Genomic DNA, 16,105 nt, shown 5'->3' with positions numbered 1-16,105 from the left:
TTTCCTATGGCATAGCTTCTGTGTACTATTAGCGGTCTTTTATTACTGAAACTAATATTGAGAACGCATTTCCCATGAAAACCGCAGAAATCCGCAGTCGCTTTTTAAAATATTTTGAATCACACCAACATAAAATTGTTTCAGGGGGGTCTTTAGTTCCTCATGATGACCCTACGTTGTTGTTTACTAATGCCGGGATGAACCAATTTAAAGATGTGTTCCTTGGTAATGAGAAACGTGATTACTCTCGAGCAACAACAGCGCAAAGATGTGTTCGTGCCGGCGGAAAGCATAACGACTTAGAAAACGTCGGATATACAGCCAGACACCATACTTTTTTTGAAATGCTTGGAAACTTTAGTTTTGGCGATTATTTTAAAGAAGACGCTATACGGTTTGCGTGGACTTTCTTAACTGAAGAATTAGGTCTACCGAAAGAAAAACTATGGGTAACCGTCTACAAAGACGATGATGAAGCAGAAGAGATTTGGGTAGAGAAAATTGGTGTAGATCCAAATCGACTATCTCGATTAGGTGATAAAGATAATTTCTGGATGATGGGTGACACTGGTCCTTGTGGACCTAGTTCGGAAATCTTTTACGATCATGGTGATGATGTTCCAGGTGGTCCACCGGGCTCACCTGATGATGATTTAGATCGCTATATCGAAATTTGGAACTTGGTTTTCATGCAGTTCGATACGTTAGAAAACGGAACTAGAGTGCCACTTCCTAAACCATCAATTGATACGGGCTTAGGGTTAGAGCGACTAGCTGCGATTCTACAAGGTGTTCACAGCAACTACGAAATCGATATATTTCAAAACCTCATTAAGGCAGCGATGCGTGAAACAGGTTGTACTGATATCGAAAATCGCTCGTTACGTGTTATCGCTGACCATATTCGTTCAGCAGGGTTCTTAATTGTTGATGGTATCGTACCCTCTAATGAAGGGCGTGGTTATGTGTTACGCCGTATTATTCGTCGCGCTATTCGCCACGGTTATCAATTAGGTTGTAAAAATATATTCTTCTATCAGTTAATAGACGATCTTATTCTTGAAATGGGTGAAGCCTACCCAGATTTAGCTAAGCAAGCGGATCATATTAAAAAAGTATTGAAAATAGAAGAAGAGCAGTTCGCTCGTACACTTGAAAACGGCATGTCTATTCTAGAAGCAGGTATTAGTGAACTAACCTCTAAAGTTATACCGGGTGAATTGGTCTTTAAACTTTACGATACCTTCGGCTTCCCTGCAGATTTAACAGCCGATGTAGCACGTGAAAAGGGCTTTACTATTGATTTAGAAGGCTTTGAATCTTCGATGGCTGAGCAACGAAAGCAGTCTAAGTCGGCCAGTAAATTCAAAATGGACCGTGACGTTGATTTGAATCTAGATGGATCAACTGAGTTTTTAGGCTATGACTCGCTTGTATCAACCGCAAAAGTTATAAAGTTATTAAAAGGCCAAGAATCAGTAAGTACTCTGTCTGCGGGTGAGCAAGGCACGGTTATTCTTGATAAGACGCCTTTCTATGCAGAATCAGGTGGGCAATCGGGTGATATGGGGTCGCTCACAGCCAATGGTGTAGTTATGGAGGTGTCCGATTGCACCAAATTACAAGGCCATCACTTACATACCGTCGAAGTGAGCTCAGGCAGTGTCTCAGTCGGCGCAGAACTAACAGCTACCGTTAAGCGTGAAGAGCGTTTAAATACAGCGCGCCACCACAGTGCAACGCATTTACTACATGCCGCTCTGAGAGAAGTGCTAGGTGATCATGTTCAGCAGCGTGGTTCTATGGTTGCCTTCGATAAATTGCGCTTTGACTTTTCTCATCTTGAATCGGTCACGCCAGTTGAGCTAAGAAAAATTGAACAACTAGTGAATGAGCAAGTTCAAGCGAACGCGCCTGTTGTAACTGAACTAATGGATATTGACGCAGCTCGCACTGCCGGAGCGATGGCTCTGTTTGGTGAAAAGTACGATGATGAAGTACGTGTTTTGTCCATGGGCACCGATGGTTTCTCGAAAGAACTTTGCGGTGGAACCCACGTCGAACGAACAGGCGATATTGGTTTGCTTCGTATTACTGCTGAATCTGGAATTGCAGCGGGTGTCCGTCGTATAGAGGCCGTAGTGGGTCCTTATGCGATAGCTCAGCTTCATGCAACGGACGATATGTTGTCTCAGTTACGATCAGTTTATAAGTGTTCAACAGATCAACTGCCTACTAAAGTACAGGCGGGGCAAGCTCAGATTAAAGACTTAGAAAAAACGATTGAGCAATTAAAAGCCAAGATGGCCTCCGCTGCAGCGGGTGATTTAACATCCCAAGCGGTAGATGTTCAAGGTGTTAAGGTATTGGCCGCTCGTCTTGATGGTGCAGATGCTAAAGCGTTGCGCGCAACAATGGATCAAATGAAAGACAAGCTATCGTCAGCCGTCATCGTTTTAGCTGCGGTCAATGACAATAAAGTACAGCTAGCGGCAGGCGTAACTAAAGACAACATCGGCCAAGTAAAAGCCGGTGATTTGGTTAACGCGGTCGGCGCGCACATTGGCGCTAAAGGCGGCGGTAAGCCAGATATGGCAATGGCTGGCGGAGGCGATAGTGCTAAACTCGATGAAGCATTAGCAACTGTTGTTAGCTGGGTATCTCAGAAGTTGGGTGCCTAATTATGGCACTCTACGTTCAAAAGTTTGGTGGGACATCGGTCGCGACGCCTGAAAGAATCGAAGCGATAGCTGACAAAATTAAGTCATTTAAAGACCAGGGTCACGATATCGTTGTTGTCGTTTCAGCGATGAGCGGAGAAACGAATCGGTTAATCGGCTTAGCAAAACAAATTACCGATGATCCAAGCCCACGTGAAATGGATGTGCTGGTGTCTACAGGCGAGCAAGTAACAATCGCTTTACTCACAATGGCACTACAGGCACGTGGTTGTGATGCTCGAAGCTATACAGGCGATCAAATACGTATCTTGACCGACAGCGCCCACATGAAGGCGCGCATTAAAGATATTGACGTCAGTGCCATTTCTCAAGATCTTAAAAAAGGCCGAGTCGTTGTGGTGGCTGGTTTCCAAGGTGTTGATGAGTTTGGTAACACAACGACGCTTGGGCGCGGTGGTTCAGATACCTCAGCGGTCGCTGTAGCAGCGGCACTTAAAGCGGATGAATGCCAAATTTATACCGATGTTGATGGTGTTTATACCACTGACCCTAGAGTCGTTGAAAAGGCTCAGCGTTTAGAGCAAATCACATTTGAAGAAATGTTAGAGATGGCAAGCCAAGGCTCCAAAGTATTGCAAATACGAGCCGTAGAGTTTGCCGGTAAATATCATGTGCCGTTAAGAGTGCTTTCAAGTTTTGTTGAAGGTGAAGGCACCCTTATTACATTTGAAGGTGAGCATAGAATGGAACAACCGGTAATCTCAGGAATTGCGTTCAATCGTGATGAGGCCAAATTTACATTGGTTGGCGTGCCAGATATACCAGGGGCAGCAAGCCGGATTCTAGGCCCTGTCAGCGCTGCAAATATCGAAGTCGATATGATCGTACAGAACATCGCAGAAGACAAAGCGACCGATTTTACCTTTACCGTACATCGTAACGATTATCAGCGTGTATCTAAGGTGCTAAATTCTGTCGCAGAAGATCTCGGTGCGCAGGAAGTTCGCGGCAATAGCGAAATAGCAAAAATTTCTATAGTAGGTGTCGGAATGCGCTCTCACGCGGGCGTTGCTTCGCAAATGTTCGATGCTTTGGCTTCAGAGAATATCAATATACAGCTCATTTCGACCTCTGAAATTAAAGTTTCAGTCGTTATAGAAGAAAAATACTTGGAATTAGCGGTCAGGGCACTCCATACGGCTTTTGATTTAGATGCAGTAGAAGAAAAAAGCTAATTTATATGTTTTACTTCTAGGCAATGAATGAATGTGTACTTATTATCTGCGGCCGATGTGTAAAAAAAATTTAGTTTTTTTGAAAAGTGGTCAATACTAGTAACTATTGTTGTGCTTTTGCCCGAAATTTTGATGGGCGACTGGATTGCAGGAATATTCCAGAAATTTAGGAGACTTTGAATGCTAATTTTAACCCGACGTGTCGGTGAAACCCTAATGATTGGTGACGAAGTCACAGTTACCGTATTAGGCGTAAAAGGGAATCAAGTGCGTATTGGTGTAAACGCACCAAAAGATGTCGCAGTGCACCGTGAAGAGATCTATCAACGAATTCAACGTGAAATAGGCACTCCGGAACAAGAAGAAGATTAATTCTTGGTTTAATTTTAACTGACCTAACTTTTTGAGAAAACGCGCTAATTGTTTAATTTTATTGAGTTTTTTCCTTTTATTTTTGAAAAAACATGGTAATATGCGCGCCGTTGTTTGGAGAGTTGGCCGAGTGGCTGAAGGCGCGCCCCTGCTAAGGGCGTATAGGAGAAATCTTATCGAGGGTTCGAATCCCTCACTCTCCGCCATTAACTTTTATGTTAATAGCAATGGAAAAAAGGTATGCGCCCGTAGCTCAGCTGGATAGAGTACTTGGCTACGAACCAGGCGGTCGCACGTTCGAATCGTGCCGGGCGCACCAACTCCTTATTAACCAGAGTATAAACGTGTTAATACCTTGCGCGCCCGTAGCTCAGCTGGATAGAGTACTTGGCTACGAACCAGGCGGTCGCACGTTCGAATCGTGCCGGGCGCACCAACTCCTTATTAACCAGAGTCTAAATGTGTTAATACTTTGCGCGCCCGTAGCTCAGCTGGATAGAGTACTTGGCTACGAACCAGGCGGTCGCACGTTCGAATCGTGCCGGGCGCACCAATTTTATTTCTAGTTACGCTACCCCCCCCTTTATTTAATAGATCATACCAACTTATCAATATATGGCTGAATCTCATTTATTTCCGTCAGTTTTCTTACCGCTATAAAGAGAATCTCGGCTTCCGGGTATAGATCTTTCAAAAAAATCAGCCATTGTTTTAAGCGCCCAGCACAATATCGTGTCGACATTTCTTTCGTAATACTATTCCAGAACTCTTGCACCAGTGGCGCGGTAGAAGACCATTGAGCTGTGCTGTCTTGGTCGAGCTTGATGCTGTCGGCTAATTTAGGGTTTTTTATGGCGCCTCGGCCAATCATTATATGATCGCAACCAGAATCTTTAAGTGCCTGCTGCGCATCGGCCAGTGTCCAAATATCGCCATTTATTGTCTTATCTATTTTAAGTTTGTCACTGATGTCCTTAACTAAGTGCCAGTAAGCTGGAGGCGTGTAGCCTTGGACTTTGGTTCGGGCGTGAATGGTTATAGCTTGTGCGCCACCGTCTTCGATGGCATGAGCGCATTCCATCATCAGTGAGTTATCTTCATAACCAAGGCGCATCTTAGCCGAAAGAGGTTGTTCTTTCGGTAAAGCAGCCCTGACCGCCGCGACTGTATTATAAATCGACTGAGGGTCGGTGAGCATAACTGCTCCGCCTTTGCTTCGATTAACAGTCTTGCTGGGGCAACCAAAGTTAAGATCAATGCCGTGAGAGCCTAGCTCCGCCGCTCGCTGAGCGTTGAGAGCCATCATGTCCGGGTGGTTACCCAATAATTGCACGCGCACGGGCGTGCCATTGCTGGTATTTGATAGATTGTTGAGCTCGGGTACTTGAGTTAAATAAGTGCGAATAGGTAATAATTGATCGACTACGCGTACAAATTCTGAAGTGATCAAATCATAACCAGCTGCTTTGCTGAGTATTTCTCGTAAATAAGCATCAGCCAAGCCTTCCATTGGTGCTAAGTAAACATTCATTGCTTTAATCTGTGCCCCGACATATAAGGCGAGCATGGTAGTGGAAGCGGCTATCTATTTCGAGTAATAAAGACAAAAGCTATGCAATTTATTATTTGAATTGGCGGTCAAGGTTGGTTAAAAATCAAACACGGTTATAACTGTCGGAATGCATCATTGCAACAATGGTTATGGTCAAGTTATTGCGCCTTTCATGCTGTTTGAGTACTCTAGCGTGATAGGAAGGGTCAGTCATAGACCTGAAAGTAAAAAAGCACAAACCATATTACTGTTAAATTAGATCACACAGGAATCGACCCTTATGTCCGATATTATGTGGGATGGCGTCAACCTCATGATTATGGGGATGGGATCTGTCTTTGTATTCCTCGCATTGCTGGTGCTCGGCATCATGATAATGTCAAAAATTCTCATGCGATTCCCTGAAGTAGAAATTGCGGCGCGACCGCAAAATCGAACCAGCGATGAAGAAATGGCTGAGGTTGCTGCAGTAGCGGCAGCCGTAAAACTTGTGCATCAGCGTTAATCGCGGTTTAAGCACAGCAATTAGTCAAAAAACTTATAGAATATGAAGGGCGAGATGCCATGACAGTTAAGAAAAACCCAATTAAAATTACTGATGTAGTGCTGCGAGATGCGCACCAATCATTGTTTGCGACTCGGTTACGTATCGACGATATGCTGCCGATTTGTGAGAAACTCGATCAAGTCGGCTTTTGGTCATTAGAGTCTTGGGGCGGAGCTACCTTTGATTCATGTATACGATTCTTAGGTGAAGACCCATGGGATCGGATACGTGAATTAAAAAAGGCTATGCCAAACACCAAACAGCAAATGCTGTTACGTGGCCAAAACTTACTCGGTTATCGCCATTACGGCGACGATGTAGTCGACAAGTTCGTTGAGCGTGCAGTCAAAAACGGCGTAGATGTGTTCCGCGTTTTTGATGCCATGAATGACCCTCGCAATTTACAGCGAGCCATGCAAGCGGTTCGCGATAACGGCGCACATGCACAAGGAACAATTTCTTATACGACCAGTCCAGTACACACCACTGAAAAGTGGCTATCTCTTGCTAAAGAGATCGAAGATATGGGTGCTGACTCAATCGCTATAAAAGATATGTCGGGCATCTTAGCGCCTTATGACGCTTATGAATTAGTGTCCAAGTTGAAGTCTAGTTTAGATATTCCTATTTCGTTGCACTGCCATGCTACGTCTGGCTTGTCATCAATGACTCTGTTGAAAGCAGTAGAGGCAGGTATTGATCATATCGATACGGCGATCTCGTCTATGTCGATGACCTACGGCCATTCACCAACAGAAGCGTTTGTTGCTGCGTTGAAGGGTACTGAACGTGACCCAGAGTTAGATTTAGACCTGCTCGAAGAAATAGCCTCTTATTTCCGTGTGGTTCGTAAAAAGTATACGAAGTTCGAAGGGCAGCTACGTGGAACAGACTCGCGCATATTAATTGCTCAAGTACCTGGCGGCATGTTAACAAACATGGAAGGCCAGCTAAAAGAACAAGGTGCTGCCGATAAGTTCGATGAAGTGATCGCAGAAATACCTAAAGTGCGTAAAGATCTTGGGCATATTCCATTAGTAACGCCGACCTCTCAAATTGTAGGTACACAAGCCGTCTTAAACGTACTGACGGGTGAGCGATATAAGTCTATTTCTAAAGAAACCCAAGCTATTCTTAAGGGTGAATACGGTGCGGCACCTGCGCCATTTGATGCAGAGTTGCAAAAGCGCGTGTTAGATGGGGCTGAAGCAATCACTTGTCGTCCAGCAGATCTAATCGACAACGAATTAGAAACGCTGACGAGTGATTTAACGGCATTATCTAAAGAGAAAGGCTTTTCCTTATCGTCTGAAAGCGTTGATGACGTTTTAACTTATGCGCTATTTCCACAAATTGGTTTAAAGTTTCTTCAAAATCGTGGCAATCCAGACGCTTTTGAGCCTGTACCGACAGCTGAATCTGCCTCAGCAGGTAGCGGTAAAGATGCTGGTGTTTACACCGTTGAGGTAAATGGCAAGCACTATGTTGCTGCTGTTGATGCTAGTGGTGAAGTCGCTGTGACAATAAATGGAAAAACTTATAACACCGCTATTACCGAGGGTGGCGAAGTTACAACATCGGCAGCGCCAAGTAATACCGGTGTTGAAGTATCAGCACCGTTGGCAGGCAATATCTTCAAGGTGCTTGTTCAGCCTGGCGATATCGTTGAAGAAGGCCAAGTAGTGATGATTTTAGAAGCCATGAAAATGGAGACAGAAGTCAGCTCGCCATCCGCTGGTACAGTGAGCTCGGTCACAGCGAAAGAAGGTGATTCGGTTTCTGTTGGCGACACATTGATCACACTATAAGGAGCCACTCGATGGATAAGTTTCAGCAGTTACTGCTTGATTCGGGATTGGCAAACTTAGAATTTGGCCAATTTGTGATGATGGTGATTGGCTTGGTGCTAATATTCCTAGCCATTAATAAACAATTCGAACCGCTATTATTACTGCCAATTGGTTTTGGTACCTTACTAGTAAATATTCCCGGTGCAGGTATGGGTGATCCAGGCGGATTGCTCTATTACATTTCCACTGTTGGTATCACCTCAGGCGTATTCCCTTTGCTTATCTTTATGGGCGTAGGCGCCATGACAGATTTCGGGCCATTGCTGGCTAACCCAAAAACATTGTTTTTGGGAGCGGCAGCGCAGTTCGGGATATTTGGAACGGTTATTGGTGCTATGTGGATGACGTCGATGGGTTGGGTTAATTTCAGCCTTCAAGACGCCGCCGCTATCGGTATCATTGGCGGTGCCGATGGTCCAACATCAATTTTCGTAGCGAGCAAGTTGGCACCTGAATTGTTAGGGGCTATTGCAGTAGCCGCTTATAGCTACATGGCTCTAGTACCGTTGATTCAGCCGCCTATAATGAAGTTACTCACGACTGAGAAAGAACGAAAGATCACCATGACTCAGTTGCGTGTAGTTTCAAAGCGCGAAAAAATAGTCTTCCCTTTAATGGTGCTATTTCTGGTCGCCATGTTCTTGCCATCTGCAGCGCCGCTATTAGGTATGTTCTGCTTTGGTAACCTTATGAAAGAAAGTGGCGTTGTCGATCGCTTGAGTGATACTGCACAAAACGCATTGATGAATACTGTGACTATTATGCTGGGCTTAGGTGTAGGTTCAAAAATGAGTGCTCATTACTTTTTGAATGTAGAAACCTTAGGTATCTTGTCACTAGGGTTGGTTGCTTTTTGTGTAGGCACCGCGACGGGAGTGTTGATGGCGAAATTAATGAACGTATTTATTAAGATTCCAATTAACCCACTAATTGGTTCGGCTGGTGTTTCGGCGGTTCCAATGGCGGCTCGGGTATCTAATAAAGTCGGTTTGCAGGCGAACAACCAAAACTTCTTGTTAATGCATGCTATGGGTCCGAACGTTGCAGGTGTTGTAGGTTCCGCAGTTGCTGCAGGGGTTATGTTGTCTTATTTTGGTTAAAGCTTAGCTTTAAGTCCTAATTTAAAGGCCGAAACTACGTTGTTTCGGTTTTTTTTTGCGGAAAACATCACAGCAGCAAAGAGCAAAGCTTTGTTCTTAGTTAATGGCGGTGGCATACTGACTTTAGTTCATAAAACTTAGGTTCTTCAATGGAATTGCTACAATCTTTCCCACCGCTGACATGGGCAATTATCGCAGTTATTGCTGCGTTACTAATTTATTTCCATGGCCCCGTCTATTCAGCCCATACGGCAAACTACTCACCTTCAATCCTAACCAGTATTGGTATTTTCGGTACTTTCTTAGGTGTCGCCTTGGGCTTGAATGAGTTTGATACCCAGTCGGTCGAAAATAGTGTACCTGCGCTGCTAGAAGGCCTAAAAACAGCTTTCTGGACTTCCATTGCAGGTCTATTAGGCGCGTTGTCCATTAAATTTCGCTATGCCGTGGCAAGTATGCGAGTTAGAGCGCATCGAGAAGCTAAGCAAACAGCAACGATGGATGATCTAGCTTGGCACTTAGAAAAAATTGCCAACGCGGTGAGTCAAGATGGTAGTGATAATTGGCTGGCATGGCGAGAGCAACAAGCCGCAATGGCTGTTGAGCACCATAAGGCATTGCTCGATACACTAAATGGCTATCAATCAAAGATGACCGAGGCCAACCGCGAAGCGCTCGAAAAAGCGATTACACACGTCATGCGTGAGTTTAATACCCGCATAGAAGACCAGTACGGCGATAATTTTAAACGCCTAAATGAATCAGTTGGCCAAATGATGGAATGGCAGGAAAATTATAAGGGCCAGCTTGAAGACCTAATGTCAGCCAATGAACGCTATGCTCAATCGTCTAAGACAGCGGCTGAATCGTTTGAAAAATTAATATCTCAAACGAGTTCCTTTACCTCCGTCGCAGAAGACATGGAAACCCTACTTAACGCACTTCAAAGTCAAAGTGAGAATTTAAGAGAATATTTAACCACCTTCACGTCGTTGATCGTAGATGCACAGCAAGGTTTGCCCCAAATTGAAAATAGAATTTTAGCGCTCACAACAGGCCTGCAGGACTTAGTGAAAGGCCAAACAGAGCAAATGCGCTCCTTGCTCGAAGCGACTGCAACAGGGATTCGTGATACATCTCAAGAAGTGAGCCAGCTGTTGTTAGAAGGCACCAGCAAGACACAAGATAAAATGGGTGTGCAATTGGAAGACCTGCTCAATAAAAATAATGCACAGTTTGATCGCCTAGAGCAGTCTATGGAAGCAGAATTAAATAAGGCCTTAACCAGCTTTGGCTATCAGCTCACCTCACTGTCTGAGAAGTTTGTTAATGATTATATGCCATTAACCGATAAACTACGTGATCTAGTCTCCGCGGCCGAGAAGTAACATGTTCAATTCTGAAGAGCATATTGAGCAAGAAGAGCACTGGGTGTCGGTCAGTGATTTAATGGCTGGCCTGATGATGGTATTTTTGCTAATCGCCATCGTATTTATGGTAAACGCAGAAATTGAACGCAATAAAATACGTGATGTTGCCGTGCTCTATGATCGATTGAGAACCCAGCTTTATGAAGATTTGGTCACTGAATTTGCCCCCGATTTAGACAAATGGGGGGCAGAAATCAACGAGGATTTAAGTATTCGCTTTGGGCGGCCAGAATTAATCTTCGATAAAGGACAAAACGATCTAAAGCAAGAGTTTCAAACTATTCTTGAGGATTTTTTTCCGAGATATTTGTCAATTATAGCCTCTTTGAAATATCGAGATGACATTGCTGAAGTGCGTATCGAAGGCCATACCTCCAGTGGTTGGTTAGGCCGAGAAGAAGATGAAGCCTATATTTTAAACATGGGGTTATCTCAAGAGCGAACTCGTTCGACCTTGAGTTTTTTGTTAGAAATACCTGAAGTACAAGACGAAAAAGACTGGCTGAAAGCCCATATGACGGCCAATGGTCTATCATCTTCTAAGCCCATTTATATAGAAGATGGCGAGGAAGATCGAGAGCGCTCAAGACGAGTTGAATTCCGCTTAAGAACGGATGCCGAAAGCCGAATCGCAGCGATATTAGAGAGTCAGAAATAATGGCTATTGAGTTACAAGATTTCACCAAGTTTGAGCCTTTTAATGCATTGCGCGAAAAAATGCAGGCGACAGAGCTGGGCTTCTTCGAAATATTTAACCCACAGTTCCATCTTACCGGAAACGAACGATCAGACTTAGAGCGAATTGGGGTTTCACTGCCTCGTGCTTTACTCATGCACCTATTAGACTTTACGCTGGTATACAAAAACTCGCGCGTTATTGTTATGCAAGATAACCGCTTTCATGTGGCGTATTGCAGTGAGTTTCCTGTACAAACGGATTATTTAGTGTCAACGAATTTTATTGGTTCATCTGAATTGCGGGTCTGCGAACACTGTTTAACACGCTTGCACTACAAGGGTTATGAACCGTTAAAAGCTAGGAAAGAGGCATATAGCTTAAAAGTATTAGAAGAATTTCAGTTGAGCCAATTCTGGGCTCAGTTTCCAACTTATCCAGTATCTGAAAAGCGAGATATTCGAAAACAGATTAGTTAATCGAAATGTAATAGAAGTTCGTTATACTGTGCATTATAACCATTTTATTAAGAGAGATTTATGTCCCGGTTTTTTATTATCGCCAGTGTGTGGCTACTCAGCGCATGTGCAACCACGCAATTACCTTCTAATTTATCCGGCGCGATCTTAAATAGTGATGATTTGGCTACCGTGAACGATGGTCTTCCTGCTTATCTGTTGATGGTTGACGCGTTAGTGAGTACTTACCCTAAAAGTGAAGCGATGCATCTAACCGCATCGAGCTTAAATGGCTCCTATGCAGGCGTGTTTATCCCTGAGGAACAAAAAGAACGTCGAAAGAACATGTCTAAAAAGGCGCTTCACTATGCTTTTGAAGCCTTTTGTCTGCATGATAAAAAAGCCTGCGACCTGGAAACTGTAGATCGAGATGCATTTGAGCGAACGATTGCTCAGTGGACATCTGCCAAAGATGTACCTTACCTCTACGCACTTGGAACCTCATGGGCATCCTATGTTCAGGCAAATTCAGATGATTGGTTGGTGGTTGCCCAGTTAGGCCAAGCTGAAGCCGTCTTGAAACAATTGGTGAGTATCGATGAAAATTATGAAAAAGGCACAGGCTTGCTGTATTTGGGGGTGATGAACAGTATTTTACCGCCAAGTCTAGGAGGTAAGCCTGATGTAGCGCAAGCCTACTATGAGCGTGCGCTGTTAGCAGGGAACAATGAAAACATTATCATTCACGTCTATTACGCGGCTAACTTTGCTCGTCTTGTGTTTGACCAAGAGTTGCATGACCGATTGCTTCAGCAAGCGTTAAGTCTAGATCCATATATTGAAGGTTATACGCTGCAAAATGTTTATGCGCAGCAGCAAGCGCAGTCATTGCTAGCAACCTCAAATGATTATTTTTAAAGGGTATGAGTATGATTAGGTCATTATTAATCTTAACTTGCACGGCATTTATAGCCCTAGGTGCTGCCGCGCAGGAATTAAAAATCGCAACAGAATACCCAGACGGTAACTCTGTTCTAAATGAATTACGTGCATCAGGTAAACGAATTGAAGAGCGGACTGAAGGCAGAATTAAGCTAAAATTCTATCCTGGAGGTGTTATGGGCGATGCAGTTGCGGTTAAACGTAAAGTCCGCATTGGCCAATTGCATGGTGCATTTATTCACAGTGGCGGCCTTGCAGATGTCTATAAAGACTCGCAAGTGCTTAATGCACCCTTACTCTTCCGTGACTTTGCAGAAGTTGATGCGGTGCGCGCCATCATCGACGAAGAAATAAATGCAGGTTTTACAGAGAACGGCTGGAAAACCTTTGGCGTTATTGAAGGGGGCTTTGCATTTGGCTTAACATCTGAGCCTGCAACCTCTATGGAAGCGCTTAAACAACAAAAACTTTGGTTGCCAGCGAACGACCCATTTACAGAGCAAATAGCCAAATCTTTCGGTATAAACCCAATTGTTTTGAATATAGGTGATGTTTTAACGGCACTACAAACTGGCGCCATTAATGCCTTCGTTGCCCCGCCAGTGGGCGCAATTACGCTGCAGTGGTATAGCAAAACTAAATATCTGACCAACGCACCCTTCATGTATACCTATGGTGTTATGGGGGTTTCAACTAAGGCTCTACGAGGTATTGATGAGCAAGATATGGCCATCATTGAAGAAGAGCTAACCGCTTCGAGCAAAGTGCTCGACCAAATAGCGCGTGTAGATAACAAAAAGGCTTTTAATGCATTACAGAGCCTAGGTATTGAGATTTTAGAACTCTCACCTGAAGATCGTAAAGCGCTTGAATTAGAGTCAGCTAAAGCGACCGCTAAATTGATCGAATCCGGTGAAATTAGCCAAGATTTTTATGATCGAGTATTACTCATACTGCAAGACTTAAGATCACAAGGATAAACATGCGTAAATGGGCAGAGCATTGGGCTCGCATTGAACGGGGCCTTTTAGTGCTGGTATTGTTATGTATGATCATTTTAGCGGTCTTACAAATAATATTAAGAAACGTATTCGATACTAGTATGTTCTGGATTGACCCTCTCAATAGATTATTTGTACTTTGGTTGGCAATATTGGGTGCAATGGTGGCGACCAAAGAAGGCGAGCATATCGCTATAGATGCCTTAAAGCATTATTTAGCAGGTGTTAAACTTTGGTTGGTCACAAAGTTGGTTTTGGCGTTCTCCGCAGTTATATGCGGCCTCATGGCGTTTCATAGCACACGTTTTGTATATGAAGAATACTTGTACGAAACCACTACTTTTTCAGAATTGCCGGCGTGGCCCTTTCAGCTGATTATGCCCGTTGGTTTTACCATCATGGCATTGCGGTTTACGGCGAGCTTGTTGATGAAGCCAAAGGAGGGCGCACTATGACTTCCTTATGGACAACCTTGATACTGGTCGGCGCTTTAATCGGTGCGCCTTTGTTTGCCGTTATTTTAGGCGGAGCCGCGGTTGGTTTTTGGGCTAATGATATTGATTTAATGGTTTTGCCCATTGAATTATTTCGATTAACTGAAAACACGCTTTTAATGGCACTGCCTTTATTTGCTTTTGCTGGATACTTACTCAGTGAAAGCAAAGCCGCTGACCGTTTGGTTGCACTATCAGAGGCTGCATTCGGTTGGTTACCTGGTGGTATGATCCTGATTTCATTACTGGCTTGTGCATTCTTTACTATGCTAACCGGTGGCAGTGGTGTGACTATTATTGCTCTTGGCGCGCTGTTGTTGCCTGCGCTTAAACAAGCCGGTTACACCGAACGGTTTTCACTTGGTCTAATTACAACCTCGGGTAGTTTAGGATTGCTACTACCTCCTGCAATTCCTCTCATTCTATATGGTATCGTGGCGCAACAAATGAATGTTGCTAACGTTGAAATTCAAGACTTGTTTCTGGCGGGGTTGATTCCTGCACTTATTATGATTTTAGCGCTGTGGGGTTATGGCTTGTGGAGTCAGCGTCATCAGTCTATTCCTCTGACGCCTTTTAAGTTTAAAACCTTGCTAACTCAACTGAATATCGCAAAGTGGGAAATAGCCATACCGTTGATCGTTTTAGGTGGCTTGCTCAGTGGCTGGTTAGTGGTCTCCGATATTGCGGCAATCACGGCTTTGTATGTTCTAATTATCGAAGTGTTTGTGTACCGCGAAGTCTCTTTAAAGGCCCTGCCTGCTATCGCAGCCAATGCCATGAAAATGGTTGGTGGAATTCTTCTCATTCTCGGCGTGGCGCTAGCGTTCACCAACTTTCTTGTTGATATGGAAGTGCCGTCAAAGGTTTTTGTGTTTATTCGAGAGAATATTGATAGTCGTTGGGCGTTTTTGCTTTGTCTTAATGTGGGTTTGCTGATGTTAGGTGCTATTTTAGATATTTTTGCGGCGCTGATTATTATTGTTCCATTGATATTGCCAGTCGCAATAGATTACGGTATTGATCCAGTACACCTAGGCATTATCTTTGTAGCGAATATGCAGATTGGTTATTTTACGCCGCCAGTGGGAATGAATCTGTTCATTGCCAGTTATCGATTTAAAAAGTCAATCACTGAACTATACGCAGCAACTATACCGATCATGTTCGTTTTAATGGCAGTTGTGTTGCTGATTACCTATTGGCCAAGTATGGTATTGTTTTTAGTAGATTAATTTATTTATCTAAAAAGAGCGCTAAATGTTTGACTTCATTGAAGAAATCGCTAAAATGCGCGTCACTTTTGAAGAAGCTAGTAACTGAAAAGTTATGTGTTTTTTAAATGTGCATTATGGGTGTGTAGCTCAGTTGGGAGAGCATCGCCCTTACAAGGCGAGGGTCAGCGGTTCGAACCCGTTCACACCCACCATAATGCGGAGCGGTAGTTCAGTTGGTTAGAATACCGGCCTGTCACGCCGGGGGTCGCGAGTTCGAGTCTCGTCCGTTCCGCCACTTTTCCTAAGTATAAAAGGAACGTTAAGTGTGACAGCTTAACATCGCGACCGAAGCATAGCTTAGGGCCGCGAGCCGGAATGCCGGATCATCGTGTCTGACCGTTCCGCCACTTCTCCTAAGTATAAAAGGACGTTAGAAAACGTTAAATTCAGTATTATGGGTGTGTAGCTCAGTTGGGAGAGCATCGCCCTTACAAGGCGAGGGTCAGCGGTTCGAACCCGTTCACACCCACCATAATGCGGAGCGGTAGTT

Annotated in this window: 14 protein-coding genes and 7 tRNA genes; 20 read left to right on the top strand and 1 reads right to left on the bottom strand. The window is 44.1% G+C overall.

What is annotated here, in order from left to right; all coding sequences use genetic code 11:
- Nucleotides 1-74: 74 nt before the first annotated feature.
- The 7 genes from alaS to ACI882_RS13430 all read left to right on the top strand — a co-directional run bounded on the left by alaS (nucleotide 75) and on the right by ACI882_RS13430 (nucleotide 4,841).
- The gene (alaS, locus tag ACI882_RS13460) at nucleotides 75-2,681 is read left to right on the top strand and encodes an alanine--tRNA ligase (protein WP_411745789.1); all 2,607 of its coding nucleotides are present in this window, start codon (nucleotides 75-77) and stop codon (nucleotides 2,679-2,681) included.
- Nucleotides 2,682-2,683: 2 nt separating this feature from the next.
- On the top strand, nucleotides 2,684-3,916 hold the full coding sequence (locus ACI882_RS13455) for an aspartate kinase (RefSeq protein ID WP_411745790.1): 1,233 nt from the start codon (nucleotides 2,684-2,686) through the stop codon (nucleotides 3,914-3,916).
- A 180-nt stretch (nucleotides 3,917-4,096) separates the two neighbouring features.
- The gene (gene csrA, locus ACI882_RS13450; RefSeq protein WP_411745791.1) at nucleotides 4,097-4,288 is read left to right on the top strand and encodes a carbon storage regulator CsrA; all 192 of its coding nucleotides are present in this window, start codon (nucleotides 4,097-4,099) and stop codon (nucleotides 4,286-4,288) included.
- Nucleotides 4,289-4,404: 116 nt separating this feature from the next.
- Nucleotides 4,405-4,494, top strand: a tRNA-Ser gene (locus ACI882_RS13445).
- Nucleotides 4,495-4,530: 36 nt separating this feature from the next.
- A tRNA-Arg gene (locus ACI882_RS13440) sits at nucleotides 4,531-4,607 on the top strand.
- A gap of 40 nt (nucleotides 4,608-4,647) precedes the next feature.
- Nucleotides 4,648-4,724: transfer RNA gene (locus tag ACI882_RS13435), tRNA-Arg, on the top strand.
- A gap of 40 nt (nucleotides 4,725-4,764) precedes the next feature.
- A tRNA-Arg gene (locus ACI882_RS13430) sits at nucleotides 4,765-4,841 on the top strand.
- Nucleotides 4,842-4,883: 42 nt separating this feature from the next.
- On the opposite strand, the gene ACI882_RS13425 is transcribed toward ACI882_RS13430, so the two are convergent.
- Nucleotides 4,884-5,819, bottom strand: a complete 936-nt coding sequence (locus ACI882_RS13425) for a tRNA-dihydrouridine synthase (RefSeq protein WP_411745640.1) — start codon at nucleotides 5,817-5,819, stop codon at nucleotides 4,884-4,886.
- 301 nt (nucleotides 5,820-6,120) lie between these two features.
- On the opposite strand from ACI882_RS13425, the gene ACI882_RS13420 reads away from it, so the two are divergent.
- The 13 genes from ACI882_RS13420 to ACI882_RS13360 all read left to right on the top strand — a co-directional run bounded on the left by ACI882_RS13420 (nucleotide 6,121) and on the right by ACI882_RS13360 (nucleotide 16,087).
- A complete protein-coding gene (locus tag ACI882_RS13420; protein ID WP_411745641.1) occupies nucleotides 6,121-6,345 on the top strand; it encodes an OadG family protein in 225 nt (74 codons plus the stop codon).
- A gap of 59 nt (nucleotides 6,346-6,404) precedes the next feature.
- A complete protein-coding gene (gene oadA, locus ACI882_RS13415) occupies nucleotides 6,405-8,195 on the top strand; it encodes a sodium-extruding oxaloacetate decarboxylase subunit alpha (RefSeq protein ID WP_411745642.1) in 1,791 nt (596 codons plus the stop codon).
- Between the two features lie 11 nt (nucleotides 8,196-8,206).
- Nucleotides 8,207-9,337, top strand: a complete 1,131-nt coding sequence (locus ACI882_RS13410) for a sodium ion-translocating decarboxylase subunit beta (protein WP_411745643.1) — start codon at nucleotides 8,207-8,209, stop codon at nucleotides 9,335-9,337.
- 149 nt (nucleotides 9,338-9,486) lie between these two features.
- Nucleotides 9,487-10,725, top strand: coding sequence for a hypothetical protein (locus ACI882_RS13405; protein WP_411745644.1), 1,239 nt, complete (start codon nucleotides 9,487-9,489; stop codon nucleotides 10,723-10,725).
- 1 nt (nucleotide 10,726) lies between these two features.
- Nucleotides 10,727-11,425 (top strand): flagellar motor protein MotB, encoded by a 699-nt coding sequence (locus tag ACI882_RS13400; protein WP_411745645.1) that lies wholly within the window; start codon nucleotides 10,727-10,729, stop codon nucleotides 11,423-11,425.
- Complete coding sequence (locus ACI882_RS13395; protein ID WP_411746791.1) at nucleotides 11,425-11,922, top strand: hypothetical protein; 498 nt, start codon at nucleotides 11,425-11,427, stop codon at nucleotides 11,920-11,922. Before ACI882_RS13400 ends, ACI882_RS13395 begins: the two co-directional genes overlap by 1 nt.
- A 60-nt stretch (nucleotides 11,923-11,982) precedes the next feature.
- A complete protein-coding gene (locus ACI882_RS13390; protein ID WP_411746074.1) occupies nucleotides 11,983-12,819 on the top strand; it encodes a TRAP transporter TatT component family protein in 837 nt (278 codons plus the stop codon).
- Between the two features lie 11 nt (nucleotides 12,820-12,830).
- Nucleotides 12,831-13,823, top strand: a complete 993-nt coding sequence (gene dctP / locus ACI882_RS13385; protein ID WP_411746073.1) for a TRAP transporter substrate-binding protein DctP — start codon at nucleotides 12,831-12,833, stop codon at nucleotides 13,821-13,823.
- A gap of 2 nt (nucleotides 13,824-13,825) precedes the next feature.
- Complete coding sequence (locus tag ACI882_RS13380) at nucleotides 13,826-14,299, top strand: TRAP transporter small permease (RefSeq protein ID WP_411746072.1); 474 nt, start codon at nucleotides 13,826-13,828, stop codon at nucleotides 14,297-14,299.
- On the top strand, nucleotides 14,296-15,573 hold the full coding sequence (locus ACI882_RS13375) for a TRAP transporter large permease (protein WP_411746071.1): 1,278 nt from the start codon (nucleotides 14,296-14,298) through the stop codon (nucleotides 15,571-15,573). Before ACI882_RS13380 ends, ACI882_RS13375 begins: the two co-directional genes overlap by 4 nt.
- Nucleotides 15,574-15,691: 118 nt before the next feature.
- Nucleotides 15,692-15,767, top strand: a tRNA-Val gene (locus ACI882_RS13370).
- Nucleotides 15,768-15,773: 6 nt separating this feature from the next.
- Nucleotides 15,774-15,850: transfer RNA gene (locus ACI882_RS13365), tRNA-Asp, on the top strand.
- Nucleotides 15,851-16,011: 161 nt separating this feature from the next.
- A tRNA-Val gene (locus ACI882_RS13360) sits at nucleotides 16,012-16,087 on the top strand.
- Nucleotides 16,088-16,105 lie beyond the last annotated feature (18 nt).

The organism is Reinekea sp., from assembly GCF_046710285.1.
In the GTDB taxonomy this organism is placed as follows: domain Bacteria; phylum Pseudomonadota; class Gammaproteobacteria; order Pseudomonadales; family Natronospirillaceae; genus Reinekea.
Note: the sequence above shows the minus strand (reverse complement) of the source record. Positions and strands in the feature narration are given on the sequence as shown.

Excerpts from the sequence above, each read along its gene's own strand:
- alaS (WP_411745789.1), top strand. The coding sequence starts at position 75 with ATGAAAACCGCAGAAATCCGCAGTCGCTTTTTAAAATATTTTGAATCA.
- ACI882_RS13455 (WP_411745790.1), top strand. The coding sequence starts at position 2,684 with ATGGCACTCTACGTTCAAAAGTTTGGTGGGACATCGGTCGCGACGCCT.
- csrA (WP_411745791.1), top strand. The coding sequence starts at position 4,097 with ATGCTAATTTTAACCCGACGTGTCGGTGAAACCCTAATGATTGGTGAC.
- ACI882_RS13425 (WP_411745640.1), bottom strand. The coding sequence starts at position 5,819 with ATGAATGTTTACTTAGCACCAATGGAAGGCTTGGCTGATGCTTATTTA.
- ACI882_RS13420 (WP_411745641.1), top strand. The coding sequence starts at position 6,121 with ATGTCCGATATTATGTGGGATGGCGTCAACCTCATGATTATGGGGATG.
- oadA (WP_411745642.1), top strand. The coding sequence starts at position 6,405 with ATGACAGTTAAGAAAAACCCAATTAAAATTACTGATGTAGTGCTGCGA.
- ACI882_RS13410 (WP_411745643.1), top strand. The coding sequence starts at position 8,207 with ATGGATAAGTTTCAGCAGTTACTGCTTGATTCGGGATTGGCAAACTTA.
- ACI882_RS13405 (WP_411745644.1), top strand. The coding sequence starts at position 9,487 with ATGGAATTGCTACAATCTTTCCCACCGCTGACATGGGCAATTATCGCA.
- ACI882_RS13400 (WP_411745645.1), top strand. The coding sequence starts at position 10,727 with ATGTTCAATTCTGAAGAGCATATTGAGCAAGAAGAGCACTGGGTGTCG.
- ACI882_RS13395 (WP_411746791.1), top strand. The coding sequence starts at position 11,425 with ATGGCTATTGAGTTACAAGATTTCACCAAGTTTGAGCCTTTTAATGCA.
- ACI882_RS13390 (WP_411746074.1), top strand. The coding sequence starts at position 11,983 with ATGTCCCGGTTTTTTATTATCGCCAGTGTGTGGCTACTCAGCGCATGT.
- dctP (WP_411746073.1), top strand. The coding sequence starts at position 12,831 with ATGATTAGGTCATTATTAATCTTAACTTGCACGGCATTTATAGCCCTA.
- ACI882_RS13380 (WP_411746072.1), top strand. The coding sequence starts at position 13,826 with ATGCGTAAATGGGCAGAGCATTGGGCTCGCATTGAACGGGGCCTTTTA.
- ACI882_RS13375 (WP_411746071.1), top strand. The coding sequence starts at position 14,296 with ATGACTTCCTTATGGACAACCTTGATACTGGTCGGCGCTTTAATCGGT.